We start from the raw sequence: 25,797 nt of genomic DNA, 5'->3' as shown, positions 1-25,797 counted from the left end.
CGAAAGGATGGGTTTTGAACTGCCGATGGGCAATGACCCTGTTTCAGTGCGCAAACGCCTGGAAGCGATGGAAAAACTGCTGGAGCGCAGCTTCACCATTCCCGGAGTGAATTATCCGTTGGGCCTTGATTCCATCGTCGGTCTGGTGCCGGTGCTGGGCGATCTGGTGACTGCGGCCATGGGCGGATATATGGTGTGGGAAGCCAGAAACCTGGGCATGCCCAAGTGGAAATTGTGGCGCATGGCCGGCAATGTGGCCGTCGATACGGCGCTGGGCGCCATCCCGGTGGTGGGCGATGCCTTCGACCTTGTTTTCCGGTCCAACACGCGAAATCTCAAAATCGTCAAGAAACACCTCGACAAACATCACCCTGCATCCCGCATTATCGAGAGTTAGGGTAACTGCTGCGTGGGCATTCCATCGCGGCTGCTTTTGCGGCTATAGGCCTGCGCCATGGCACGTGACGTAACCTATTCCGGATATCTCGATCTCGAACGGATCCTGTCAGCACAGCATCCGTCATCGCCCGCGCATGATGAAATGCTGTTCATCATTGTCCATCAGGCAAGCGAATTATGGCTGAAGCTGTGCCTGCATGAACTTGAGGCCGCGCGCGCCCACATCATCGGTGATGATCTTCGCCCGGCATTCAAGATGCTGTCCCGCGTGGCGCGGGCGCAGAACCAGCTGATCCACAGCTGGGAAGTGCTATCGACCATGACGCCGCATGATTATTCGCAGCTTCGTCCGCATCTGGGCACATCGTCAGGCTTCCAGTCGGCGCAATACCGGCTGATGGAATTCCTGCTGGGTGGCCGCAACCCCGACATGGTGACCATCCACGAAGCCACGCCCGATGTTGCCGCCATGCTGCGCGCCGAAATGAACCGCGCCAGCCTGTATGACGAGGCAATCCGCCTGCTGGCGCGGCGCGGTTTTGACATTCCTGCATCTGTTTTGGCGCGCGAAACCGATGCGCCATGGCAGGCCAGTGCCGAAGTAGAAGCGGCATGGGCGCAGATTTACCGGGCGCCCGGTCAATATTGGGATTTGTACGAGCTGGCAGAAAAACTGGTTGATCTGGAATATCATTTCCAGCGCTGGCGCTTCGGCCATTTAAAGACGGTGGAACGGATCATCGGTTTCAAACGCGGCACTGGCGGGACGGCAGGCGTGGCCTATCTGGAAGGCGTGCTGAGCCAGGTATTTTTCCCGGAACTTCTGTCGGTCAGGACTGCGATATGAGCGAATGGAAATCTGCCCGTAAAATCTGGGATATTTCCCAGACCCTGCGGCCCGGCCTGCCGGTGTGGCCGGGCGATACTGAATTTGCCTTTGAGCGCAGCTGGGACATGGGCGCAGGTTCGCCCGTTAATGTTGCCAGAATGACCATGAGCACACATTCCGGCACGCATGGCGATGCGCCGCTGCATTATGGCAATGACGCAGCTGACATCGCCTCGGTTGCGCTCGACCCCTATATCGGAAAATGTCTGGTGGTCGATGCGCGCGGCATAATGGGCGCAATCGGGGTGGGGGACCTGCCCGCGATGGCAAGCGCGGACCGGGTGCTGTTCCGCACGTATGAGGCATTCCCGCACGATGCGTGGCGCGAAGATTTTACAGCCATTTCTGCCGCCGCAATCCGCTGGCTGGCAGCGCAGGGAGTGAAGCTGATCGGCACGGACGCACCATCTGTGGACCCGCAAAATTCCAAATCGATCGACGCGCATAAGGCTGTGCTGGAACATGACATGCGGATTTTGGAAGGGTTGGTGCTGGATGGGGTGGAGGCTGGCGAGTATGAACTGATTGCCCTGCCGCTGAAAATCGCTGGCGGCGATGCCGGCCTGTGCCGTGCGATATTGCGGGAACTTGGCGAATGAGCCTGGAAGATGCAAGGCTGCGTGACGCAGCAGACCCTTTGCGCGCCTATCGCCAGCGGTTCCATTTGCCCGACGGGGTGATCTATCTTGATGGCAATTCGCTGGGCGCTTTGCCCAGGGCGACACTGGCGCGACTGGAACAGGTGATGCGCGCGGAATGGGGTGAACGGCTGATCCGCAGCTGGAACGATACTGGCCCAAATGATGATGGCGCTAAAGATGATGGCGCAAACGATACTGGCTGGATCCGGTATCCGCAGCGCGTTGGCGCCAAAATCGCAGCCCTTGTTGGCGCGGCCCCGGATGAAGTCATCGCCTGCGATACGGTTTCGGTAAACCTGTTCAAACTGATCGGTGCGGCGCTGGCTATGCAGCCCGGCAGAAAAGTCATCCTGTCCGAACCGGGCAATTTCCCGACCGATCTCTATATGATCGCCGGACTGGAGAAACAGGGCCTGGCGCAGCGACGTCTGGCCGCGCCTGACGCTATCGAAGCCGCGCTCGATGGCGAAGTGGCGCTGTTGATGCTGACCCATGTGCATTATAAATCAGGCCGCATGCATGACATGGTGCGCCTGACACAAGCGGCGCAGGACGCAGGCGCGCTGGTGCTGTGGGACCTGTCGCATAGCGGCGGCGCGTTGCCGGTCGATCTTGATGGCTGCAATGCCGATTTTGCCGTCGGCTGCGGCTATAAATATCTGAATGGCGGGCCGGGCGCGCCTGCCTATGCCTTTGTGGCCGCGCGGCATCATGCGGCTTTGTCCCAGCCCCTCACCGGATGGATGGGCCATGCACAGCCCTTTGCTTTTTCCGATGATTATCGCCCCGCACCGGGCGTGGACCGTTTGCTGGCGGGAACGCCGGGTATCCTCGGCCTCGCCGCGCTGGAAGTCGGTGTCGATCTGATTGCGGAAATCGGAATCGATCGCTTGGCGCAGAAATCCCGCCAGTTGAGCGAATTTTTCCGCGCTTGCGTGACAGATCGTGCTCCCGATCTGGAACTGGTCAGCCCGCGTGATCCGCTGGCACGCGGCAGCCAGCTCTCTTTCCGTCACGACGAAGCTTATGCCATCTGCCAGGCGCTGATCGCACGCGGCATCATTGGCGATTTCCGCGATCCTGACATTTTGCGCTTCGGCTTTGCGCCTGCCTATGTCTCGTTTGAAGATGCGTTTATGGCGGCGGAAAATCTCGCCCATATCATTGCGACGCGTGAATGGGATGCGCCCCGGTTTAAAGCCCGCTCGGCAGTGACGTAAGGGGGCTTCACTCCCACTACGGGGCGTTGTGTCGGCGTGATAGCCCGCTTCAGGCGATGTCGAAATCGCCTTCCTTGTCGCCATCCCAATAAGCAGCGCGGGTGGCATGAATGTGCAGCATGACCAGCCCTTCGGTATCGATCCCGTCCTTGAACCAGCGGCTCAATTCGTCGACCCAATGCTCCTTGAACGCAGCCTTGTCGCGGACGATCTCGGCCTTGCCTTCGACTGCTATGAAAATGCCCGGCGCGCCTTCAGGTGACGGGGTGCCTTGAAATGACAGGCCGACCTTGGGGTCGGCTTTGATGTCATCCACCATGCGGCCATTTTCCCAGGTGAAATAATAGCTGTCGCCATCGTAATCGACCTGACGGTTGTTGCTCATCGGGCGTGCACCGATCTGCCCATTGGCCGTATGCGTATTGAGCATCGCAAAATCGATGTTCTTCATTGCTTCTGCAATATGCTCAAGGTGTTGGCTGGCTGCGGTGTCACTCATGGGTTACGCCTTTCTGTATAAGACAGAAGCGCGCCAGCGAGGCGCCCGTTCCCGCACCGCAGAAACTTCTTCGCGTCGAAAACCAGCAATTTGCTAGCAAGCCAACGCCCTATACCAGCGACAAGAGCGCCCTTCAGGCTTCCAGCTCAATGTCCCAATAGAGCCAGTCCCGCCATGTTTCGTGCAGGAAATTGGGCGGGAATGATTTGCCGCGTTGTTGCAATTGCCAATTGGTCGGGCGGATCGGCTTTACATGGGGCATATGCGCTTGCTGCGGGGTGCGGCCGCCTTTCTTCATGTTGCAGGGCGCGCAAGCCGCAACGATGTTTTCCCAGGTCGTCTTGCCGCCCAGCCTGCGCGGGATGACATGGTCGAAGGTCAGATTACGGGTGTCGCCGCAGAACTGGCAGGCGAACCGGTCACGCAGAAAAACATTGAAACGGGTGAAAGCGGGAAATTCGCTCGGCTTCACATATTGGCGCAGCGCGATCACGGATGGTATTTTCATGTCCAGTGAAGGCGAATGCACTTCGCGGTCATAGGTGGCCACCACATCCACCCGGTCGAGGAAAATCGCCTTTATCGCGGTTTGCCACGGCCACAGGCTCAAAGGATAATAGGATAGCGGGGTGTAATCCGCATTCAGCACAAGCGCGGGGCAGCCCGAAACATTGCGTGTCGGATCTTCTGCTGCGCTGCGAAACTGTGCCGCGCGTTCAATCAATTCGGCCTTGAACACGTCTGGTGTCACCTCCGATCTGCCCTAGGTAGGCATTGCTGTGAAAAAGCGTCAACCCTGTGACATGGGCTGAATCCACAGAACATTTTGCTCAGCTGCTGCATTTGGCCTATCCGGGCTGGCCAATCATGATCGTCACCCGCTTTGCCCCAAGCCCCAATGGCCCGCTTCATCTGGGCCATGCCTATTCGGCAATTGTCGCGCATGATCTGGCGGCACAGGCGGGCGGACAGTTCATTTTGCGGGTGGAGGATATCGACGCAGAGCGGAGCAGGCCGGAACTTGCAGGCAGCTTCCGGGCGGACCTCGCATGGCTGGGCCTGACGTGGAGGGATGTTCCCGCGCAATCCACAAGGCTGGCGGAATATGCGGATGCTGCCGAAAGGCTGAAGGCCATGGGCCTGCTTTATCCATGCGTCTGCACCCGCGCCGACATTGCAGCGGCGGCAACGCAGACGGGGCCGGAAGGTCCGGTCTACCCCGGCACCTGCCGCCGTAATCCTCCCGCATCATCGCAAGGTGCGGCATGGCGGCTGGATGTCACAGCCGCCATGGAACAGGCCGGGCCGCTGTATTGGACTGACGCGCTGGCCGGACCGCAGCAGGCGCGGCCTGACAAAGGCGGCGATTTGGTGCTGGTGCGCAAGTCTGCCCCTGCCAGCTACCACCTTGCTGCCACGCTGGATGATGCAGCAGATGGCGTGACGCTGGTGACGCGGGGCAGGGACCTGTTCGCCGCCACGCATATTCACCGGCTGTTGCAGGCATTGCTGGGCTTGCCAGTGCCGCAATGGCATCATCACGGCCTGTTGGTGGATGAAAGCGGCACCAAGCTCGCGAAGCGGCGTGGCTCTGCTTCCCTGGCGGACCGGCGCATGGGCGCGGAAGATGGGCGGAGGCTGGCAGACGCCATGCGGCAGGGGCGCTTTCCCGCTGGTATTCTGCTGGATTGAGCCTACATTACCGGCATGACAACATTACTCATAATCGTGCTCGTCGTGCTGTGTGCGCTGGTCGTCATTTCGCTGGTTCGCGGTATTGTGGCTTTCCTTAAAACCACCAAGCTGGATCTGGAAAGTGGTGAAACCCAGCAAAACACCGAAATGCAGCTGTTGCAGAACAAGATGATGTTCGCCCGCATCAAATATCAGGCATTGGCCGTGCTGGTGGTGGCGATCATTCTGGCAGTCGGTGGCCGCGGCTAACCCCTTTTCATGGTCAAACTGAACAAGATTTACACCCGCACCGGTGACGATGGAACTACCGGGCTGGTGGATGGATCGCGCTGCGTGAAACATGCTGCGCGGATCGAAGCGATCGGCGCGGTGGACGAGGCCAATAGCGCCATCGGGCTGGCCGCTGTTGCCATGGCCGGCAGCGATCATGCAGACAGTCTGTTTCGCATCCAGAACGACATGTTCGATCTGGGCGCAGACCTGGCAACGCCGCTGGGCGATGTCGGCGGCAAGGATTTTGAACCTTCCGAAATGGTTTTGCGCATCGTGCCTGCCCAGGCTGAATGGCTGGAACAGGCGATTGACAGTCTGAATGAACGGCTTGAGCCGCTCACCAGCTTCATCCTTCCCGGTGGCAGCGAAGCCGCGGCACGCACGCATATTGCCCGTGCATCTGTGCGGCGCGCGGAACGCAGCGTGACGGCGCTGGCGCAGGCAGAACCGGTCAATCCGGCAGCGCTGGCCTATATCAACCGCCTGTCTGATTATCTGTTCGTCCTTGCCCGCATTGCCAATGATGACGGCCGGGCAGATGTGAAGTGGATTCCCGGCGCAAACCGCTGATTCATTCTGTCTGAAACCGCCCCTAGCTATCCTCTTCCGGGCGCGCTAACAGGCCATCCTTGCTGCAAATGCGAAGGAATGGTGCGATGCAAAAGATTGCTGTAATTGGTGCGGGTCAGATGGGTTCGGGCATCGCCCAGACAATCGCGCAACATGGCATGCAGGTGCTTTTGTCCGACGTGGACCTTTCAGTTGCGGAAAAAGCCAAGGCCGGCATCGACAAGGCGCTGGGCCGGCTGGTGGGCAAGGGCAAGCTGGAAATTGCCGAAGCAGAAGCCGCGCTGGCGCGCATCACCCCGATCGCCGATTATGCCCCGATGGCCGATGCCGAGATGATTATCGAGGCCGCGACCGAGAAGGAAGCAATCAAACAGGCCATTTTTGCCGAAGCCGGCAAGGTGCTGGGCCAAGATGCCATCATGGCCAGCAACACCAGCTCCATTCCCATTACCCGCATGGCCAATTTCTCGCCCGATCCGGCGCGCTTTATCGGCCTGCATTTCTTCAATCCGGTGCCGATCATGGGCCTGATTGAAATCATTCCCGGCCTTGCCACCAGCAGCGAAACCACTGCGCGCACCCGCGCTTTTGCCGAAAGTCTGGGCAAACAGGTGGTCGAAGTGCAGGATGAACCCGGCTTTGTGGTCAACCGCATCCTGATCCCGATGCTGAATGAAGCGGTGTTCGTGCTGGGGCAGGGCACTGCCAGCATCGAGGATATCGACAAGGGCTGCCGCATTGGTCTGAACCACCCGATGGGCCCGCTGGAATTGGCGGATTTCGTAGGGCTGGATACCTGCCTTGATATCGTGATGGTGCTGTATAACACCACTGGCGATTCCAAATATCGTCCGGCGCCATTGCTGGTCAAATATGTCGAGGCCGGCTGGCTGGGCAGAAAGACAGGCCGGGGCTTCTACGATTATACTGGCGATGCCCCCGTTCCCACGCGCTGAGTTTTTGTGGAACAGGTGGGGCGCATCACCCGTTGGTCAGGCAGAGGAGAATGTGCATGACCGACCACAAGATGAAGAGCCAGGAAGAACGCCAGGCCGATCTGGCGCCCGAAACGCATAATGACGAGCAGGACGATCACCGATCGCAAGCGCAGGAAGTGGCGCAGCAGGCCCGCGATATGGGAGGCGATACCCACAGCCCGACAGAAAGCACCAAAAGCGACAATAATTCTGATCTGATGGGCGATTCCACGCAGGATGTGATTGACCACATGCGCGATATGGAAAGCAGCGGCAGGATCGACATGGATGCGTTTCGCGGTGAACCCAACCACGATGATAATGTCGATAAATTCGGCGATGCAGCCAAACTCGATGGGCTGAAAGGCGACGGAAGCTAGGCCGCGGCTTCGTTAATGCAGCACCCACAGCGCGATAATCAGCAAAATCGCACCTGCCGAAACTGAATAGGATATCCATCTCAGGTTCGGCAGGTTCGGCGTGTCTACTGCATGGGACGAAAGGCGTTCAAACGCCTTGCGCGCCCGTTTCTGGGCGCCAATTGCGAAAATAATCGCCAGCCCAATGAACATGGTTGCGATGGCGCGGGCGAGCCACGGCGGATCAAATTCGCCAAACAACGCGCGGAAACCAAGGCCAATGCCAATCGCCGCGAAGGCTGTGCGCATCCACCCGGCAAAGGTGCGTTCCAGCGCCAGAATTGTGCGGTCCTCCGCCCAGTTAGTGCGGTTTTCAGCAAGTTTGGTACTGTCAATTGTGGACATATCGGTGTCCGATGGGTCCGAATTCTGGTCGGCTGGCGGGTTATTGTCCGGTTGGGTCATCGTCCAGAACAATAACCATATCATCGCTTTGCGCAACGACGTCAGGCTGGAAAGGCTGTTCTTCAGGCGGTGTAGGGTCGATGCCTGATGTATCGTCCACCAGTTCATCGTCAGGCGTAAATTCTGTCAGCGAAGACGGGTCATGCGTGTCAGGCACCGAATTCGGATCTGTGACCTCGGCGGCTGGCTGGTTCAATTCACCCTGCTGACTGGCCAGCCTGTCGGCTGCATCAAGCAACATGCCGGAATTTTCACCAGTGCCAATCAGTGCTGCCGCGCCCGCGGCACATATCATCACGATAATCAGCGCCCCCCAGCGGCTCCGGAAAATCTGGCTCAACATGGCAGCCAGCCTATCAGCGCATCGGTTAAGTTTGCGTTGAACCTGCCAGCCGCTTCAATTCATACAGCATATCCAGCGCCTCACGCGGGCTCAGGGCATCGATATCCAGCGTGTCCAGATGGTCGCGCAATTCGTCTGCGTCTTTTCCCTGCAACTGGCTGGCGGCTGCAAACAGGGGCAGATCGCCCAGCCCCGCCGCAAGGCCGCCAGTCTCGGCGCGCCCTTTTTCCAGCCGGTCCAGCACGGATTTGGCGCGCGCGACCACATCTTTGGGCACGCCTGCCAATTTGGCCACGGCCAGGCCGTAGCTGCGGTCAGCAGGCCCTTTTGCCAGTTCATGCAGCAACACCAGATCGCCGCGCCATTCGCGCGCGCGCACATGGTGCAGCGACAGCGCATCGCAGCTTTCCGCCAGCCGCGACAATTCGTGGTAATGCGTTGCAAACAGGCAGCGCGAACGATTGGTGCCATGCACCGCTTCGACCGCCGCCCAGGCCAGTGCCAGCCCGTCATAAGTGGAGGTGCCGCGCCCCACTTCATCCAGAATGACAAAACTCCGCGTGGTCGCCTGCGCCAGAATGGCTGCGGTTTCCACCATTTCGACCATGAACGTGGACCGCCCCCGCGCCAGATTGTCAGAGGCACCGACCCGGCTGAAAAGCCGGTCCACCAGACCCACCGTGGCGGCGGTGGCAGGCACATATCCGCCTGCCTGTGCCAGCAGCACAATCAGTGCATTCTGCCGCAGAAATGTGGATTTGCCGCCCATGTTCGGCCCGCCGATCAGCCACAGCCGGTCATCGGGCGAAAGGATGCAATCATTGGCGACAAACCGTTCGCCCGAACGGGCCAGCGCGGCTTCCACCACCGGGTGCCTGCCGCCTTCGATATTCAGGCAATTGTCCTGCGTAATTGCCGGGCGGCACCAGCCCCCATCAGCAGCCCGTTCCGCCTGGCCCGCTGCCACGTCGATCCGCGCCAGCGCCGCTGCGGCGGCGGCAATGGTCTGGCGCGCCTCGATGACCTGCGCGGTCAGTTCTTCAAAATGCGCTTCTTCGGCAGCCAGCGCATGGCCGCCTGATTGCGCGATACGGGCTGCTTCTTCATGCAGCATGACCGAATTGAACCGGACTGCACCGGCCATTGTCTGGCGGTGGGTAAAGCCGCTGTCAGGCTGCATCAGAACATCGGCATATCTGGCTGGCACTTCGATAAAATAGCCGAGCACGCCATTATGCTTGATCTTGAGGGCGGCGACCGATGTTTCTTCGCGGTAACGGCTTTCCATGGCGGCGATGGCGCGGCGTGAATTGCCCGACATCGCACGCAATTCGTCCAGCGCCGCATCATAGCCAGCGGCGATATAGCCGCCCTGTCCGCAGTCTGTCGGCGGCGCTGCTACCAGTGCGCGCTGCATCAGGTCCACCAGATGGCCGTGGCCGCCCATGTGCGGCAGGATGCTGTCCAGTAATTGCGGGCGGTCAGGGCGGGCCGCCAGAAAATCGCGCAGCCGCCGCGCTTCTGCCAGGCCATCGCGGATCTGGCCAAGATCGCGCGGGCTGCCCCTGCCTGCCACAACCCGGCCCAGCGCCCGCCCGATATCGGGCAGGGACCGAAGCACATCCCGCAGATCTGCCCGCAGCAGCGGATCATCATGCAGCCAGTGAACCAGCGACAGACGCGCTTCGATGGCCGCTGCATCCATCAGCGGTGCGGCCAGATCATCCGCCAATTGCCGTGCGCCTGCGCCCGTTACGCAGCGGTCAATCGCGGCAATCAGACTGCCGGCGCGGCTGCCCTGCTGCGATTGCAGGATTTCCAGGCTGGTGCGCGTGGCTTCATCCATCGCCAAAGCGGCGCTGCCGCTATGTGCCACTGGCGGCAGCAGCAGCGGCAGCTTGCCCCGGCCGACATGGTCGAGATAGGCAATCAGACCGCCTGCGGCTGCCAGCATGGCGCGGGTGAACTGCCCGAACCCGTCCAGCGTCGCCACGCCGTGGACCGACTTGAGGCGGGCTTCGCCATCATCGCTGCCAAAATCACCGCGCGGGCGGGTGATGGCATTGTCAGGCGCGCTGGCCCAATCTTCGGGGGCGACCAGTTCGCTTGCGCCCAGCCGGGCCAGGGCAGCGCCGATATCGTCGGGCGCACATTCTTCCACTTCCATCCGGCCGGTGGAAATATCGCAGGCGGCAATGCCCGCCTTGCCGCGCACTTCGCACACCGCCGCCAGAATATTGGCACGGCGCGGTTCCAGCAGGGCATCTTCGGTCAAGGTTCCGGCAGTGACAAAGCGGACAATATCGCGCGCCACCAATGCCTTGGACCCGCCGCGTTTTCTGGCTTCTTCGGGCGTTTCCACCTGTTCGGCAATGGCCACGCGGCAGCCGGCCTTGATGAGGCGGGCCAGATACCCTTCCGCCGCGTGAACGGGAACGCCGCACATCGGCACCGGCTGCCCGTCATGTTCGCCGCGGCTGGTCAGCGCGATATCCAGAATGGCGGCGGCTTGCCGCGCATCATCGAAGAACAATTCGAAAAAATCGCCCATGCGGTAAAACAGCAGGCAGCCTTCCGCCTCGCGCTTCAGCGCGTGATACTGCTGCATCATCGGAGTGACCTTACCGGCCTTGGAACCCGCCATGCGCTGTGCCTAGGCGTTGTCCTTGCGATTCGGGAAGGGGTGAACGCGGGCTTTCCCCTGTCCCATCAGCTTCGGGCCAACTTCAGGCTAAATCTGGCCGCTTTGCCCTATCGCTTCTGGCCTGTGTCCGTTACGGGATGGCCGACACACAGGGAGTTCCGGACATGGCCGACGATAAACAGACCAGCTTCACCACGCGCGAGGCGCTGTTTTATCATGAAACCATCCGCCCCGGCAAAATCGAGATCATTGCCTCCAAGCCCATGGCGACCCAGCGCGACCTGTCGCTGGCCTATTCGCCGGGTGTGGCTGCGCCGGTGCAGGCGATTGCGGATGATCCGGCCAATGCAGCGCGCTATACGGCGCGGTCCAATCTGGTCGCGGTCATTTCCAACGGCACCGCCATTCTGGGCATGGGCAATCTGGGCGCGCTGGCATCCAAGCCGGTGATGGAAGGCAAGGCAGTGCTGTTCAAGCGGTTTGCCGATGTCGATGCGATCGATATCGAGCTGGATACAGAAGACCCCGAAGCCTTCATCAATGCGGTGGCCCTGATGGAGCCGACTTTCGGCGGCATCAATCTGGAAGATATCAAGGCACCCGAATGCTTCATTATCGAGCAGGCCCTGCGCGACAGGATGAACATTCCCGTCATGCATGATGACCAGCACGGCACGGCGATCATTTCTGCCGCCGGCCTCATCAATGCCTGTTTCCTGACCGGCCGCGAGTTGAAGGATGTGAAAATTGTGGTCAACGGTGCTGGCGCAGCCGCGCTGGCCTGCACGGCCCTGATCAAGGCGATGGGCGTACCGCATAATCAGGTGATCGTCTGCGACCGCACCGGCCCGATCTATCCGGGTCGTGAGGATGTAGACCAATGGAAAAGCGCCCATGCCGTGCCCACAGAAGCGCGCAGCCTGGAAGAAGCGCTGGTGGGCGCGGACATCTTCCTTGGCCTGTCTGCTGCTGGCGCATTGAAGCCTGAATGGGTGAAGAAAATGGCGCATCAGCCGATCATTTTCGCCATGGCCAATCCCGATCCGGAAATTTCCCCTGATGATGCCAAAGCGGTGCGGCCAGATGCCATTATCGCCACGGGCCGGTCCGACTATCCCAACCAGGTCAATAATGTGCTGGGCTTCCCCTTCATCTTCCGCGGCGCGCTGGACGTGCAGGCCACTGCCATTAACGAGGAAATGAAGGTTGCAGCCGCCCATGCGATTGCGGAACTTGCCCGGCAGCGCGTGCCCGATGAAGTCGCCGCAGCCTATGGCAAGAGCCATAAATTCGGCACCGATTACATCATCCCTGCACCATTTGATCCGCGGCTGATGGAAGTTGTTTCATCTGCGGTGGCCAAAGCGGCCATGGATTCCGGTGTGGCCAAGGCGCCAATTGCGGATTTCGATGCCTATCGTCTGGCCCTGAAATCGCGCCTCAACCCCACCACGGCTGTCCTCACCAACACGTATGAAATTGCCCGCGCCAATCCCAAGCGCGTGGTTTTTGCCGAAGCAGAAGAAGATGTGGTGCTGCGCGCCGCCGTCCAGTTCCGCGATTTTGGTTATGGCACGCCGGTGCTGGTGGGCCGGACAAAAGCTGTGGCAGACAAATTGCATATGCTGGGGGTGGATGACCCGGGCGAATTCGAAATCCAGAATTCGGCAGATAGCGAATTCGTGCCGGAAATGGTCGATTTCCTTTACAAACGCCTCCAGCGCCGGGGCTTTACGGAACGTGACGTGCGCCGGATGGTCAATCAGGAACGCAATGTGTTTGCCGCCCTGCTGGTGGCGCTGGGCCACGGCGATGCGATGATTTCGGGCGTGACCCGCACCTTTGCCCAGACCGCACGCGAAGTGAACATGGTGCTGGATGCCAAGAAAGGCGCGTTGCCGTTCGGCATTCACATGATGATCGGCAAGAACCACACCACATTCCTGGCCGATACCACCATCAACGAACGCCCGAGCGCGGAAGAACTGGCCCATATTGCCCGCGAAACGGCAGAAGTGGCGCGGCGGATGGGCCACGAACCACGCGTGGCGTTCCTGTCCTATTCCACGTTCGGCAACCCGAGCGGCAAATGGCTGGATAATATCCGCGGCGCGGTCGCCATTCTGGACAAGGAACAGCCGGACTTCGAATATGAAGGCGAAATGGCCCCCGATGCCGCGCTCAACCCCAAGGTCATGGCGCTATATCCATTCAGCCGCTTGTCAGCGCCGGCCAATGTGCTGGTGATGCCCGGCCTGCAATCGGCCAACCTGTCGGCCAAGATCCTGAAGGAACTGGGCGGGGATGACACCATCGGCCCGATGCTGATCGGCATGGAAAAGCCGGTGCAGATCGTGCCGATGACTGCGATTGCGCCTGATATTCTGACGCTGGCGGTGCTGGCGGCGGCTGGGGTGGTGGGCTGAAACGCCCTAGTTGAACGCCAGCCACGCGCCGTAACCGCTGGTCAGCGTCAGCACGATGCCGACCAGTATCAGCACGAATTTGGTGGAGAAACGCTTGGCGGCGATGGCCCCGAACGGCGCCGCCACGACTCCGCCGATAAGAAGACCAAGCGTCGCGCCTGCCAGATCGGCAATGCCGAGATGGAAGATGAAAGTGGCTGAAACCGCCATGGTAAGGAAGAATTCGACCGAATTGACCGTGCCGACCACCTTGCGCGGATTGGCACCCTGGATCAGCAGGTTGGATGTCACCACCGGCCCCCAGCCGCCGCCGCCGGCTGCATCCAGAAACCCGCCGACCAGTCCCAGCGGGACGACAAATTTCGCTTCCCGCTGCCGGGGCGGATAAAGCAGCCCCCTGATCAGTAGGTAAATACCGATGCAGGCAAGATAGGCGAGCACGTAGGGTTTCACCACTGCCGCATCGATCGAACTGAGCAGATAGGCGCCGGTCACGCCGCCTATGATGCCGGGGATAAGCAATTTGAAAAACAGCTTCCTGTCAATATTGCCTTGCACCAGATGGCTGATGCCGGATGCCGCCGTGGTGAAACATTCAACGATATGCACCCGCTGTGATGCCAGCGCAGGCGGCACGCCCAGCACGCCGACCAGCAGCGTATTGGTAATAACGCCGAATGCCATGCCCAGCGCCCCATCCACCAATTGTGCGGCAAAGCCGACGGCGATGAAGGGCAGCAGCGCCGTAAAGTCGATCCCGAAGAATTCCATCCACCACACTCCAGCGATTTTTTTCGCCGCTAGAATGGTTTGGCAGGTTTGGCGAGAAAGAGATTCTTTGCGCGTTCAGCCAGTAAAATCCAGCTATTCAGGTCCAGATTTTAGGCCAAATTTCAGGCGTGCTTGCGATAGCGGAAATACCACACTTCGTGGCCCTGCCTGCGGGCCTTGGCTTCATAGCGGGTCTCGCTCCAGCCGCCGGGGCGGTTCTGGAAATCTGCCGGGCCGGAGATCAGCCATTCGAACTGCTGCGTGTGGCGGCGCATCACCATCAGCGCGTGGCGCAGGTAGATGGGGTGATCGGTGCCAAAGCGGAATTCACCGCCCGGTTTCAGCTTGGCTGCAATCATGTCGAGCGGGCCGTCATTCATCATTCGCCGTTTGGCATGGCGCGCCTTGCGCCATGGGTCCGGGTGCAGCAGATAGACAAAGGACAGCGCCCCGTCCGGAATGCGCGCCAGCACTTCCAGCGCATCGCCCATGTGCAGCCGCACATTGGTCAGCCCCATGTCGCGGACATGACCCAATGCGCCGACCATGCCGTTCACAAATGGTTCGGCGCCGACAAAGGCGTGGTCGGGCAGCATATCGGCGCGCGCGGCCAGATGTTCGCCGGAACCCATGCCGATTTCAAAATGCAGCGGTGCATCAGTGCCGAACAATGCCTGCGATGTCACCGGGCCTTCATCCGGCACGCTGAGGGCAGGAAGAAGCGTTTCCAGCAATTCCTGCTGGCCCTGACGCAGCGCGCGTCCCTGGGTGCGGCCATACAGACGGTTGAGAGTGGTGGGGTCACCGGGTTTATGTGCAGTCATGATGGCGGCCCGCTACCAATAAAAAGCCCGGGACGCGAGGCCCCGGGCTCATTTTCCCGTCCAAAGGAACTCTAACCTGTCAGGCAGCTTCTGCCTTTTCTTCCGGATCGCGCAGAACATAGCCGCGGCCCCAGACTGTTTCGATGTAATTTTCACCGCCGCAGGCATGGCTCAATTTCTTGCGCAGCTTGCAGATGAACACGTCGATAATTTTCAATTCCGGTTCGTCCATCCCGCCATACAGGTGGTTGAGAAACATTTCCTTGGTCAGCGTGGTGCCTTTGCGCAAGCTGAGCAGTTCCAGCATGGCATATTCCTTGCCGGTCAGGTGAACGCGGGCGCCATCGACTTCCACGGTCTTGGCATCCAGGTTCACGGCCAGCTTACCGGTGCGGATGACCGACTGGCTGTGGCCCTTGGAACGGCGGACCACGGCATGAATGCGGGCCACCAGTTCTTCGCGGTGGAAAGGCTTGGTCACATAATCGTCCGCCCCGAAACCGAAGCTGCGGATCTTGCTGTCCATTTCGGCAATGCCGGAAAGAATGAGAACCGGCGTCTGCACCTTGGCGACGCGCAGTTTCTTGAGCACGTCATAGCCGTGCATGTCAGGCAGGTTCAGGTCGAGCAGGATGATATCATAATCATACAGTTTGCCCAGATCGAGGCCTTCTTCGCCCAGATCGGTCGAATAGACGTTGAAACCTTCGGTCGTGAGCATCAGCTCGATCGCCTTGGCCGTTGTAGGCTCGTCTTCGATTAACAGTACACGCATGGGAAAGTCCCCCCTTAACCCGAATCCCTGTGGCCGAAACCTGCAGGCAGTAACCCCTTAGCAAGAGGTGTTGACCTGTATTAACCACACAACTTCTGAACAGAAAAGGTTAATTAACCGTAAACCTATGGAATCCGGCGAGTCGCGGGGAGTCTGAAGGGCGCGGATTTGCGACGATCCGGAAGAATCGTCAGCAATTTGCGACGCCTGGACAACAGGTTTTGCCTTTACCGCATTCCCGCCATCTTCTTGGACCGGCGGCGCTGGACGGAACTGCCGATGCCCATGGCTTCCCGGTATTTCGCCACCGTTCGCCGGGCCAGATCGAACCCTTCGCCTTTCAGCAATTCAACCAGTCTGTCGTCGGAAAGGATTTTCTTCGGGTCCTCGGCTTCGGTCAGCGCCTTAATGCGCGATTTCACGGCTTCGGACGATGCGCCGCCTTCGCCATCGGCAGATGCGCCAACGCCGCTGGTAAAGAAATATTTCAGTTCGAACGTGCCCCGGTCGCAATGGAGATATTTGTTCGATGTCACGCGGCTGACCGTGCTTTCATGCATTTCGATCGCTTCGGCCACCGCACGCAAGGTGAGGGGTTTCAATTCAGAAACGCCGCGGCGGAAAAAACCGTCCTGCTGCTTCACGATTTCGGCAGCCACTTTGAGGATGGTTTTCTGCCGCTGGTCCAGCGCCTTGATCAGCCAGTTCGCATCGCCCAGTTTTTCCTGTAGCCAGCCGCGCGATTCTTTGTCCGTGCTGCCCTGTTTCAGTTCAAGGTAATAGGTGCGGTTGACCACCAGCCTGGGCAGGGTGGCCTCGTTCAGGCTGATTTTCCAGCTGTCGCCATCTGCTGCATCAGACCCGTGGCCCACCAGAATATCAGGCACCACGGCCGTGCCCTCGGCGGCCCCATATTGCAGGCCCGGGCGCGGGTCATAGGTTCTGAGTTCGCTGAGCATGTCGGCAAAATCTTCATCATCCACATCGCACATCCGGCGCAGCTGTTCGAACGACCCCCTGGCAATCAGTTCCAGATTATCGATCAGGCGCGCCATGCACGGATCGTAGCGGTCCGCTTCCTTGGCCTGCAGCGCAAGACATTCGGACAGATTGCGCGCACCCACTCCGGTCGGCTCCAGCGTCTGCACCACGTCCAGTGCCCGCTCTACTTCGGCCAGCGGCACATCCAGCTCGCTTGCCACTTCGCGCAGCGGCATGGTCATATAGCCGGTGTCGTCAATCTGGCCGATCAGATAGCGGGCAATAAAGTCTTCCCGCTCGTCACGCGAGGCAGAGCCGATCTGTTCATACAGAAAATCCGCGAGCGAAATGGCGCCGCTGCCGCGCTCGTCAATCGACGGGCCTTCGGCGCCCATCATGCTGCTGGCTGCGCTGCCCCATTCCCCGTCACCTGTATCGCGGTCCCGGTCGAGCGTTTCTGTCGCAATGTCGAGCGGGCTGTCCTGTTCGCCGCGCCCTTCTGCCATCAGCGTATCGGCAGAACCTTCTTCGCGGGGGGAGGCGGAACCGTCATCTGTGTCAGTGGCATCGCGGCTGACTTCGCCTGCTTCCAGCAGCGGGTTGGCTTCCAGTGCCTCGCCAATGAAGCTTTCGATTTCCAGATTGGACAGCGCCAGCAGTTTGATGGCCTGCTGCAACTGCGGCGTCATCACCAGTGACTGGCTCTGCCGTAGATCGAGGCGGGGCCCCAATGCCATCGATCAGCGTGCCGTAGGCGCAGGCTTTGTGAAACAGCGCCGCATCACAAGGTGAAGCCTTCGCCGAGATAGAGCCTGCGCACATTTTCATCCGCGACCAGATCCTGCGGCGTGCCGGCAAACAGCACTTGCCCGCCATAAATGATGCAGGCCCGGTCCACGATATCCAGTGTCTCGCGCACATTGTGATCGGTAATGAGAACGCCAATGCCGCGCTGCTTCAGGTCCTTGACCAGGTCGCGAATATCGCTGATCGATAGCGGATCGATGCCGGCAAAGGGTTCATCCAGCAGCATGATCGACGGCTTGGCCGCCAGCGCCCGCGCAATCTCGCAGCGGCGGCGCTCACCGCCGGACAGGGCCATGGCGGGCGAGGACCGCAGGCGGGTCAACCCGAATTCTGTCAGCAGGCGTTCGAGTTCATGTTCGCGCGTTCCGCGATCAGGCTCGACCATTTCCAGCACGCAATTGATGTTCTGTTCCACGGTCATGCCGCGAAAAATGGATGTTTCCTGCGGCAAATAGCCAAGGCCGAGAATGGCGCGGCGATACATCGGCAGTTTGGTCACATCCTCGCCATCCATCAGGATGCGGCCGGAATCAGGGCGAACCAGGCCCATGATGGAATAGAAACAGGTGGTCTTGCCCGCGCCATTGGGGCCCAGCAGGCCCAGCACCTCGCCTTTGCCCACGGTCAGGGAAATGTCGGTCAGCACTGCCCGCTTGTCATAGCTTTTCGCGATGGAGATGACTTCCAGCCCGCCCTGCGGAATGGGGGCAGACGCATCCATTGCGGGGTGCGCATCTGTGGCGGCGGCTTGGTCTATCGTGCTCATTACGCCCCATGTAGCACTGCCGGGCGGTCAGAAAACCCCCGTTCGTCGAAAAGTGGCAGGCTTCATGCATGGGGCGCATTGGGGAGCGATGGCGTGCGTGGGACCATTGCTTGCGCGCAATGTTACAAAATGGTTACTTTGTTTGACTGGAGGCCAAAGGTTTGAAATACTCCGACTCGAAACTTGCACATGGGGAGAGATGGGCATGGTTAAAGCACTGGACGGGGTCGCACACCGTCAGGCTGACGGACCCGCTGCAAAACGCACCAGATCCCTGGACTGGCGGCGCGGCATGAGCGACAATGTTGCTTACGCCCTGCTGATTTACACCGGCCTGCAGATTTTCGTCACTGTCGGCGCTATGGAGCAGGGCGGTTCATCCATTCTCCCTTATTTCGCGCTGGTGGTGCTGGTGGTGGGAATAATCCCCGCCTGCCGTTTCTTCGAACACCGGTGGATGGGCCTGAGCGATGAACAGGCAGCAGACCCGGCGCGGTCGGGCGCTTACCGGCGTGATCAGCTGGGCCTCTGGCTTCTTGCCATTGGCCTGCCCTTTGCCCTCACCGGCTTCTTCAACACCGTGTTTGCCGGCTGAAAAGCCCGCCACATATCGCCCGCATTACAGGGGCAGTCTTTTCGTAAAATGTTCAGGCGCCCATGTTGCGCCGCCATCAGCCGTGGCCTAGGTTCCCGGTCATGATCCACTGCATCTGTTTTCCATGATTGATCTTGCCGCTGCGCAGGACCGCTGTGCCCAATTGCTCGACGCTGCAAAATTGCACGGGGCCACCAGCGCCGATGCGGTGGTGCGCGCTTCTTCATCCGAAGCGGTCAGCATCCGGCTGGGCAAGCTGGAAGATGTCGAACGATCCGAAGGCGAGGAAATCGGCCTGCGGGTGTTTGTCGGGCAGCAATCGGCGTCCATCAGTTCCAGCGATTTTTCCGCGGCTGCTTTCAGTGAACTGGCGCAGCGGGCCGTCGCCATGGCGCGCGCCGCGCCGGAAGATGCCTATGCTGCCATTGCCGGGGCAGATCTGCTGGCCAGCAGCGAATGGCCCGACCTTGAACTTGAAGACGTTTGCGAGCCTGATCCCCATACCCTGCGGGCACGGGCAGAAGCGACAGAGGATGCCGCACGCGCCGTAAGCGGCATCACCAATAGCGAAGGGGGCAGCGCCAGTTTTGGCCGGTCTGTCGCGGTGCTGGCCACCAGCAACGGATTTCTTGGCGGATATGGTTCCAGCAGCCATTCACTCAGCGCCAGCGTGATTGCGGGCGAGGGCAGCAACAAGCAGCGCGACTATGCCTATCGCACCGCGCGCCACCTGGCCGATCTGCCATCGCCTGATGCTATCGGACGGGAAGCGGGCGAACGCACCATGGCCCGCCTCAGCCCCAGCGGGCTGGCCAGCGGTGCCATGCCCGTTGTGTTTGACCCGCGCGTGGGCGGATCGCTGGTGGGCCATGTGCTGGGGGCCATGTCTGGCCCTGCCATTGCCCGGCGCTCCAGCTTCCTGCTCGGCCGGTTGGGGGAACAGCTTTTTCCGGATCATATCCGCATTATTGATAACCCGCATCGCCTGCGCGGTTTGCGGTCCCGTCCGTTTGACGGCGAAGGGCTGCCCACCGCGATGCGTTCTCTGGTGGAAGGCGGCAGGATCACCGGATGGCTGACCAATCTGTCATCCGCCCGCCAGCTGGGGATTGCGCCCACCGGCCATGCCGCACGCGGCAGCGGCGGCGCGCCGGGCGTATCGGCCAGCAATGTGCATCTGGAAGGCGGCAGCCTTACGCGCGCTGAACTCATCAGCGATATCGCGCATGGGGTTCTGGTAACCGAACTTTCGGGACAGGGCGTTAATCCTGTCACTGGTGATTACAGCCGCGGCGCGGCGGGTTTCCGCATTTTAAATGGCGAAATTGCAGGCCCGGTGGCTGAATTCACCATTGCCGGCAATCTTCTTTCGATGCTGGCAGCTGTGCAGGCAGCAGATGATCTGGAATTTTATCGCGCAGTCAATGTGCCGACATTGCGGATTGATGGCATGATGGTAGCGGGGGAATAGGACCATGACATTCTGGCGGCTGCTGCTGACAATTCTGTTGCTGATCGCCCCTGCGGCGGCGCCTGCAACTGCATCCATGCTGGTGCCTGCTGCCACTGACGCACCAGCCGCGGAACCGGCGGCTGAACCGCAGATCGACGATACCCATGATGCCGGCGCTGATGCCCGCATTGCCCAGCGTATCCGCGATATTTTCGGCGAAATTCCGGCCCTTTCGGATATTAATGTCGTGGTTAATCAAGGCGTGGTGTCGCTGGATGGGTCAGTCTCTGATGCGGCAGACAAGGACCGCGCAGAACGGATTGCCAGCCGGGTTGCCGGGGTGGTTACCGTGGAAAATGCGGTCGAACGCGACGTTTCGGTCGATGGCAATCTGGGCGGGTTGGGCGGTCTGTCGGGCAAGATCGACAGCTTCCTCAACCTGCTTCCGCTGATCGCGGTGGCGCTGGGGGTGGCGCTGGCCATTTCCCTGGCCGGCTACCTGATCGCCAGCCTCGGCAATGTGTGGCACCGTCTTGCGCCCAACAGTTTTCTGGCTGAACTGATCGCCAGCGCCATTCGCTTTGTGTTCGTGGTGGGCGGGGTGGTCATCGCGCTCGACATGATCGGCGCGACCGCCCTGCTGGGCGCAGTGCTGGGCGGCGCCGGGGTGGTGGGTATCGCGCTGGGCTTTGCCATGCGCGACACGATTGAAAATTATGTGGCATCGCTGATGCTGTCCCTGCGCCAGCCATTCCGCGCCAATGACCACGTAGTGATCGACACGATGGAAGGCCGGGTTATTCGGCTAACCAGCAGGGCCACTGTGCTGATGACGCTGGACGGCAATCATCTGCGGATCCCCAATTCCACGGTCTTCAAGGCGGTGATTGTAAATTACACCCGCAATCCGCAGCGCCGGTTCGAATTTGAACTGGGTATCGATGCTGAAGATGATGTGAGCGAAGCGCGGCGCTTGGGCGTAAAGGTGCTGCGCGATCTGGATTTCGTGCTCGACACGCCTGAACCATCCGCACGGGTGGAAGAAGTGGGCGATTCCAACATCGTGATCAAGTTTCTGGGCTGGATTGACCAGACCCGGACCGACTGGTTCAAAGCCCGCAGCGAAGCGATACCGGCGGTGAAAGATGCGTTGGAAGGGGCTGGCTTTGCCTTGCCCGAACCCATTTACCGCCTGCGTTTCGATGCTGGGGCGCACTTGCCCCTGGCAGACGGGAATATCGCCCAAGCGGCGCCCCCGCCAGCAGACCGGCCTGTCAAAAAACAGCCTGCCAAAAAACAACTAGCTGCTGCCGGTACGGCGGCAGCATCACCGGCAACGGCTTCTGCCAATGCTTCTGACGTGTCGCCTGATACCGAAGTGGAAAAAATGGTCGATGCGGAACGGATTGCCGATCCGCAGGACAAGGACCTGCTCGATCACGGCAGGCCGGTGGAATAAATTTACAAACCAGGATGGCCGAACAACGCGGCCAGCTGTTTTGCTCGCTGTTTTACTTGGCGTTTTCCGCCCGTTCGATCGCTTCCAGCAGAATCTGGCGCGCTTCTGCGGCATCGCCCCACTGGCCGACGCGGACCCATTTTTCCGCTTCCAGATCTTTGTAGTGGGTAAAGAAATGTTCGATCTGCTGCAGCACGATTGACGGCAGATCGCCGCGTTCGCCCACATCCGAATAATAGGGGAAAGTGGTGTCCACAGGCACGCAGATCAGCTTTTCATCGCCGCCATGCTCGTCTTCCAGATTAAGCACGCCAATCGGACGGGCGCGCACGACGCAACCCGGAATGAAGGGCGAACGGGCAATAACCAGCGCATCCAGCGGGTCACCATCGGGCGACAAAGTATGCGGAATGAACCCGTAATTGGTGGGATAGCGCATTGGCGTGTGCAAAATACGGTCGACAAACAGCGCGCCAGACGCCTTGTCGAATTCATATTTCACCGGCTCGCCGCCTGACGGCACTTCGATGATTACATTGAGGCTTTCAGGCGGGTTATCGCCAATCGGGATCATGTCGATGTTCATGGAGCGGCTCTCTAGACGCCGCTTGTGACCCCGCCAAGACTAATTTTGTTGCATTGCAATAGCCGGGCGCAATATTCGCCCTATGCCGCCCCGGCCATTGCAGGGAAGGCAGCGAACATTTAAGCGCCCGCACATCATGGCAAATAACACACCCCAGGCCGTTCGCGGCACGCAGGACATCTTCGGCGCCGACGCAGAGGCATTCGCCTTCGTGGTGGAAACCTTTGAACGCGTCCGCAAGCTCTATCGCTTTCGCCGCGCAGAAATGCCCGTTTTTGAAAAGACCGAGGTTTTTTCCCGCCCGCTGGGTGAAACCACCGATGTTGTGGCCAAGGAAATGTATTCCTTCGAAGATCGCGGCGGCGAATCGCTGACCCTGCGGCCTGAATTCACCGCTGGCATCGCTCGTGCTTTCATCACCGATGGGTGGCAGCAGCACGCCCCGCTGCGGCTGGCCACGCACGGCCCGCTGTTCCGCTACGAACGCCCGCAAAAGGGCCGCTACCGCCAGTTTCACCAGATCAACGCCGAAATTCTGGGCGCGGCAGAACCGCAGGCCGATGTTGAATTGCTGGCGATGGCCGACCAGTTGCTCAAAGAATTGGGCATTGCCGATGGCGTGACCTTGCAGCTTAATACACTTGGCGATCCGGAAAGCCGCGAAGCATGGCGGGCTGCGCTGGTGCATTATTTCGCTGCGCATAAGGACGCTTTGAGCGAAGACAGCCAGGACCGACTGGACCGTAACCCGTTACGCATTCTGGACAGCAAGGATCGCGGCGATATTGCCATTGTCGCCAATGCCCCGCCGATCGATGATTTTCTGACCGCGGAAGCGCGCGAGTTTTTTTGCGCCGTTACCAGCGGCCTTGATGCAGCAGGGGTGCCATGGCAGCGCAATGCCCAGCTGGTGCGGGGTTTTGACTATTACCGCCATACAGCGTTCGAATTTGTGACCGACCGGCTGGGCGCACAGGGCACAGTGCTGGGCGGCGGACGCTATGACGGGTTAATCGAAACATTGGGCGGCCCGCATACCCCGTCTGTCGGCTGGGCTGCCGGAATAGAGCGGCTGGCGATGCTGGTGGGCGATCGAGCTGAGGCAGGCCCTGATTTGGTGATCGTCGTGGAAGACGACGCCGCCGCCACTTTTGGTCTGAAGTTAATGGCGATTGCGCGGCATACGGGCCATTCAACGGAGTTGATTGCCAGTGGTTCACCTCGAAAACGATTCGACAAAGCCAAGAAGCTAGACCCTCGTACAATAGTAGTTGTGGACTGCCATGACGGTGTTCCGGTTCCATCGTTTAGAAAATTGGCCGATGAGTCATTCGAGTTGGAGATAAGGACGTTGTTCGAAGCGGTCACACCATGAGCATTTCCGACGAGCGGCTGCGCCAGATCGGCAACCGCTTCAGCGAGTTGGAAGCGCGCCTTGCATCGGGCACACTGGAAGGTGAGGACTTTGTCACTGCCAGCCGCGATTATTCAGAGCTGGAACCGGTTGCCCGCGCTGCTACCCATGTTCAGGCGATGCGGTCCGAACTTGCTGAACTGAGCGCGCTGGATGATGGCGACCCGGATATGCAGGCGCTGGCTGCTGAGGAAATCGGCCGGATCAACCGCGAATTGCCCGATGCCGAGCGTGCATTGGCCATTTCCATGCTGCCGCGGGACAGCGCCGATGCGCGCCCGGCCATGCTGGAAATCCGCGCGGGCACAGGCGGCGATGAAGCCGCGCTGTTTGCCGCCGACCTGCTGCGGATGTATGAAAAATACGCGGCGGAACAGGGCTGGAAAATCGAAATTGTCAGCACCAGCGCGTCTGACGTGGGCGGGTTCAAGGAAGTTGTCGCCAATATTCGCGGGACGGGCGTGTTCGCCAAGCTGAAGTTTGAAAGCGGCGTGCACCGCGTGCAGCGGGTTCCGGTGACAGAAAGCGGCGGGCGTATCCACACATCGGCTGCCACCGTGGCGGTGTTGCCCGAGCCTGACGAAGTGGATGTGCAGATTGATCAGGGCGACCTGAAAATCGACATTTACCGGGCCAGCGGCGCGGGCGGCCAGCATGTCAATACGACAGACAGTGCCATCCGCATCACCCATATTCCCACCGGCCTGGTGGTGATACAACAGGACCAGCGCAGCCAGCACAAGAACCGCGACAAGGCGATGCAGGTTCTGCGCACGCGCCTGTATGACCTCAAACGCGCCGAAGCCCACGGAGCCGAGGCAGAAGCGCGCAAGGCGATGGTGGGTTCTGGCGACCGGTCAGAACGGATCCGCACCTATAATTTTCCGCAGGGACGCGTCACCGATCATCGGATCGGGCTGACGCTGCACAAATTGGCAGAAGTTCTGGAAGGGTCAGGGCTGGGCGAACTGGTGGATGCGCTTTCTGCCGAAGACGAGGCCAAACGCCTCGCGGCGCTGGATGGCTGATCTGCCGGCAACTGTGATGCCGGCGATCCGCGCCGCTGCCGCACAACTGGCACCCATCAGCGATACCGCGCGGCTGGACGCTGAATTGCTGATGGCCCATGCGTTGGGCGTCACGCGGTCAGACCTGCTGCTGAGGCACGGGGCAGATCCGGTTCCGGCGGCGTTCGCGCCTTTGCTGGACCGTCGGATGCAGCATGAGCCGATTGCCTATATTTTGGGCGAACAGGATTTTTTTGGCCGCAGCTTCATCGTCAATTCTAATGTGCTGATCCCGCGGGGCGATAGTGAATGCGTGGTCGAGGCTGCACTTGCCGCCCTTGGCGCAGAAGGCCGCGTTCTGGATTGCGGAACCGGTTCCGGCGCGCTGCTGCTCACCCTGCTGGCGGAACGGCCAGCGTTGACCGGCGTAGGGGTGGACGCCTCGCCCAGCGCCCTGTCGGTTGCCGCCGCCAATGCGGTGCGGCTGGGCGCTGCGGACCGCGCACAGATGCTGGTGCGGGATTGGACGGCAGCAGGGTGGCAGGATGGTCTCGGCCTGTTTGATCTTGTCATCAGCAATCCGCCCTATGTTGAAACTTGTGCCGTGCTGGATGCGTCCGTGCGCGACCATGAACCTGCCAGCGCCTTGTTTGCCGGGCCAGAAGGGCTGGATGATTACCGTGTGCTGATCCCGCAATTGAGGGGTTTGCTGGTTTCCGGCGGTATGGCGGTGCTGGAAATTGGCGCCACACAGGCGGCAGCCGTGGGCCATTTGGCGCGCGATTGCGGCTTCGGCGTGACAGTGCGCCGCGATCTTGCCCACAGGCCGCGTGCACTGGTTCTGACATAAGGGCTTGGCAAACCGTGATGCAATGGCTACCTCTAGGACAAGACCAGCGGTTTGCGGCGTGTTCGCCACCCGCCCGGTCCAGCTCCAACATATGTCAGGTCAACTGGGC

The 25,797-nt window shown here is 60.2% G+C and carries 27 protein-coding genes; 16 read left to right on the top strand and 11 right to left on the bottom strand.

Annotated features, from left to right (window positions below; all coding sequences use genetic code 11):
* The first annotated feature begins 7 nt into the window (after window positions 1-7).
* Genes GRI44_RS09625 through kynU form a run of 4 tightly spaced genes read left to right on the top strand, consistent with a single transcriptional unit; the run spans window position 8 to window position 3,149 of the window.
* Complete coding sequence (locus tag GRI44_RS09625; RefSeq protein ID WP_232843163.1) at window positions 8-397, top strand: DUF4112 domain-containing protein; 390 nt, start codon at window positions 8-10, stop codon at window positions 395-397.
* Between the two features lie 57 nt (window positions 398-454).
* On the top strand, window positions 455-1,246 hold the full coding sequence (locus tag GRI44_RS09620) for a tryptophan 2,3-dioxygenase (protein WP_160601594.1): 792 nt from the start codon (window positions 455-457) through the stop codon (window positions 1,244-1,246).
* The gene (gene kynB, locus GRI44_RS09615) at window positions 1,243-1,887 is read left to right on the top strand and encodes an arylformamidase (protein WP_160601593.1); all 645 of its coding nucleotides are present in this window, start codon (window positions 1,243-1,245) and stop codon (window positions 1,885-1,887) included. The genes GRI44_RS09620 and kynB overlap by 4 nt, the downstream gene beginning before the upstream one ends.
* The gene (kynU, locus tag GRI44_RS09610; protein WP_160601592.1) at window positions 1,884-3,149 is read left to right on the top strand and encodes a kynureninase; all 1,266 of its coding nucleotides are present in this window, start codon (window positions 1,884-1,886) and stop codon (window positions 3,147-3,149) included. Before kynB ends, kynU begins: the two co-directional genes overlap by 4 nt.
* 49 nt (window positions 3,150-3,198) lie before the next feature.
* Here kynU and GRI44_RS09605 read toward each other — a convergent pair whose 3' ends face one another.
* Window positions 3,199-3,648 (bottom strand): pyridoxamine 5'-phosphate oxidase family protein, encoded by a 450-nt coding sequence (locus tag GRI44_RS09605; RefSeq protein ID WP_160601591.1) that lies wholly within the window; start codon window positions 3,646-3,648, stop codon window positions 3,199-3,201.
* A gap of 133 nt (window positions 3,649-3,781) precedes the next feature.
* On the bottom strand, window positions 3,782-4,387 hold the full coding sequence (locus GRI44_RS09600) for an HNH endonuclease (RefSeq protein ID WP_160602316.1): 606 nt from the start codon (window positions 4,385-4,387) through the stop codon (window positions 3,782-3,784).
* Window positions 4,388-4,515: 128 nt separating this feature from the next.
* On the opposite strand from GRI44_RS09600, the gene gluQRS reads away from it, so the two are divergent.
* From gluQRS to GRI44_RS09575, 5 genes are all read left to right on the top strand, one after another.
* Window positions 4,516-5,340 carry a tRNA glutamyl-Q(34) synthetase GluQRS gene (gene gluQRS / locus GRI44_RS09595; protein ID WP_160601590.1) on the top strand — a complete coding sequence of 275 codons (825 nt, stop codon included), beginning with the start codon at window positions 4,516-4,518 and terminating at the stop codon, window positions 5,338-5,340.
* A 15-nt stretch (window positions 5,341-5,355) separates the two neighbouring features.
* Window positions 5,356-5,592 carry an HIG1 domain-containing protein gene (locus GRI44_RS09590; protein ID WP_160601589.1) on the top strand — a complete coding sequence of 79 codons (237 nt, stop codon included), beginning with the start codon at window positions 5,356-5,358 and terminating at the stop codon, window positions 5,590-5,592.
* Window positions 5,593-5,601: 9 nt separating this feature from the next.
* Entirely contained in the window at window positions 5,602-6,186 is a 585-nt protein-coding gene (locus GRI44_RS09585; RefSeq protein WP_160601588.1) for a cob(I)yrinic acid a,c-diamide adenosyltransferase, read from the top strand.
* 86 nt (window positions 6,187-6,272) lie between these two features.
* A complete protein-coding gene (locus GRI44_RS09580; RefSeq protein WP_160601587.1) occupies window positions 6,273-7,142 on the top strand; it encodes a 3-hydroxyacyl-CoA dehydrogenase family protein in 870 nt (289 codons plus the stop codon).
* Window positions 7,143-7,198: 56 nt separating this feature from the next.
* Complete coding sequence (locus tag GRI44_RS09575; RefSeq protein ID WP_160601586.1) at window positions 7,199-7,543, top strand: hypothetical protein; 345 nt, start codon at window positions 7,199-7,201, stop codon at window positions 7,541-7,543.
* A gap of 12 nt (window positions 7,544-7,555) precedes the next feature.
* On the opposite strand, the gene GRI44_RS09570 is transcribed toward GRI44_RS09575, so the two are convergent.
* From GRI44_RS09570 to mutS, 3 genes are read right to left on the bottom strand one after another with little or no spacing between them, the layout of a single operon-like run.
* Window positions 7,556-7,987, bottom strand: a complete 432-nt coding sequence (locus GRI44_RS09570) for a YidH family protein (protein WP_232843096.1) — start codon at window positions 7,985-7,987, stop codon at window positions 7,556-7,558.
* Window positions 7,968-8,330, bottom strand: a complete 363-nt coding sequence (locus tag GRI44_RS09565) for a hypothetical protein (protein WP_160601585.1) — start codon at window positions 8,328-8,330, stop codon at window positions 7,968-7,970. Before GRI44_RS09565 ends, GRI44_RS09570 begins: the two co-directional genes overlap by 20 nt.
* A 25-nt stretch (window positions 8,331-8,355) precedes the next feature.
* Window positions 8,356-10,974, bottom strand: coding sequence for a DNA mismatch repair protein MutS (gene mutS, locus GRI44_RS09560; RefSeq protein WP_456298095.1), 2,619 nt, complete (start codon window positions 10,972-10,974; stop codon window positions 8,356-8,358).
* A gap of 164 nt (window positions 10,975-11,138) precedes the next feature.
* Here mutS and GRI44_RS09555 point away from each other — a divergent pair, with 164 nt between their 5' ends.
* A complete protein-coding gene (locus tag GRI44_RS09555) occupies window positions 11,139-13,400 on the top strand; it encodes an NADP-dependent malic enzyme (protein ID WP_160601584.1) in 2,262 nt (753 codons plus the stop codon).
* A 6-nt stretch (window positions 13,401-13,406) separates the two neighbouring features.
* On the opposite strand, the gene GRI44_RS09550 is transcribed toward GRI44_RS09555, so the two are convergent.
* The 5 genes from GRI44_RS09550 to lptB all read right to left on the bottom strand — a co-directional run bounded on the left by GRI44_RS09550 (window position 13,407) and on the right by lptB (window position 18,324).
* The gene (locus tag GRI44_RS09550; RefSeq protein ID WP_160601583.1) at window positions 13,407-14,171 is read right to left on the bottom strand and encodes a sulfite exporter TauE/SafE family protein; all 765 of its coding nucleotides are present in this window, start codon (window positions 14,169-14,171) and stop codon (window positions 13,407-13,409) included.
* Window positions 14,172-14,293: 122 nt separating this feature from the next.
* Complete coding sequence (gene trmB / locus GRI44_RS09545) at window positions 14,294-14,995, bottom strand: tRNA (guanine(46)-N(7))-methyltransferase TrmB (protein WP_160601582.1); 702 nt, start codon at window positions 14,993-14,995, stop codon at window positions 14,294-14,296.
* Window positions 14,996-15,074: 79 nt separating this feature from the next.
* Window positions 15,075-15,770 carry a response regulator transcription factor CtrA gene (gene ctrA, locus GRI44_RS09540; protein WP_160601581.1) on the bottom strand — a complete coding sequence of 232 codons (696 nt, stop codon included), beginning with the start codon at window positions 15,768-15,770 and terminating at the stop codon, window positions 15,075-15,077.
* A 227-nt stretch (window positions 15,771-15,997) separates the two neighbouring features.
* Window positions 15,998-17,488: an RNA polymerase factor sigma-54 gene (rpoN, locus tag GRI44_RS09535; RefSeq protein ID WP_160601580.1), complete on the bottom strand. Its 1,491-nt coding sequence runs from the start codon at window positions 17,486-17,488 to the stop codon at window positions 15,998-16,000.
* A gap of 44 nt (window positions 17,489-17,532) precedes the next feature.
* Window positions 17,533-18,324 (bottom strand): LPS export ABC transporter ATP-binding protein, encoded by a 792-nt coding sequence (gene lptB, locus GRI44_RS09530; RefSeq protein ID WP_160601579.1) that lies wholly within the window; start codon window positions 18,322-18,324, stop codon window positions 17,533-17,535.
* 205 nt (window positions 18,325-18,529) lie between these two features.
* Here lptB and GRI44_RS09525 point away from each other — a divergent pair, with 205 nt between their 5' ends.
* The 3 genes from GRI44_RS09525 to GRI44_RS09515 all read left to right on the top strand — a co-directional run bounded on the left by GRI44_RS09525 (window position 18,530) and on the right by GRI44_RS09515 (window position 21,831).
* Window positions 18,530-18,919 carry a hypothetical protein gene (locus tag GRI44_RS09525; protein WP_160601578.1) on the top strand — a complete coding sequence of 130 codons (390 nt, stop codon included), beginning with the start codon at window positions 18,530-18,532 and terminating at the stop codon, window positions 18,917-18,919.
* 124 nt (window positions 18,920-19,043) lie between these two features.
* On the top strand, window positions 19,044-20,390 hold the full coding sequence (locus tag GRI44_RS09520; RefSeq protein WP_160601577.1) for a TldD/PmbA family protein: 1,347 nt from the start codon (window positions 19,044-19,046) through the stop codon (window positions 20,388-20,390).
* A 4-nt stretch (window positions 20,391-20,394) separates the two neighbouring features.
* On the top strand, window positions 20,395-21,831 hold the full coding sequence (locus GRI44_RS09515) for a mechanosensitive ion channel family protein (protein WP_202386296.1): 1,437 nt from the start codon (window positions 20,395-20,397) through the stop codon (window positions 21,829-21,831).
* 52 nt (window positions 21,832-21,883) lie between these two features.
* Here GRI44_RS09515 and ppa read toward each other — a convergent pair whose 3' ends face one another.
* The gene (gene ppa, locus GRI44_RS09510) at window positions 21,884-22,417 is read right to left on the bottom strand and encodes an inorganic diphosphatase (RefSeq protein ID WP_160601576.1); all 534 of its coding nucleotides are present in this window, start codon (window positions 22,415-22,417) and stop codon (window positions 21,884-21,886) included.
* Between the two features lie 136 nt (window positions 22,418-22,553).
* Between ppa and hisS the strand changes: the two genes are divergently transcribed.
* The 3 genes from hisS to prmC are packed head-to-tail and all read left to right on the top strand — an operon-like array spanning window position 22,554 to window position 25,688.
* Complete coding sequence (gene hisS, locus GRI44_RS09505) at window positions 22,554-23,792, top strand: histidine--tRNA ligase (protein WP_160601575.1); 1,239 nt, start codon at window positions 22,554-22,556, stop codon at window positions 23,790-23,792.
* Complete coding sequence (gene prfA / locus GRI44_RS09500; RefSeq protein ID WP_160601574.1) at window positions 23,789-24,859, top strand: peptide chain release factor 1; 1,071 nt, start codon at window positions 23,789-23,791, stop codon at window positions 24,857-24,859. Before hisS ends, prfA begins: the two co-directional genes overlap by 4 nt.
* Window positions 24,852-25,688 carry a peptide chain release factor N(5)-glutamine methyltransferase gene (gene prmC, locus GRI44_RS09495; RefSeq protein ID WP_202386295.1) on the top strand — a complete coding sequence of 279 codons (837 nt, stop codon included), beginning with the start codon at window positions 24,852-24,854 and terminating at the stop codon, window positions 25,686-25,688. The genes prfA and prmC overlap by 8 nt, the downstream gene beginning before the upstream one ends.
* Window positions 25,689-25,797 lie beyond the last annotated feature (109 nt).

Source organism: Allopontixanthobacter confluentis, from assembly GCF_009827615.1.
Classification (GTDB): Bacteria; Pseudomonadota; Alphaproteobacteria; order Sphingomonadales; family Sphingomonadaceae; genus Allopontixanthobacter; species Allopontixanthobacter confluentis.
This window is presented reverse-complemented; position numbering and strand designations above follow the sequence as displayed.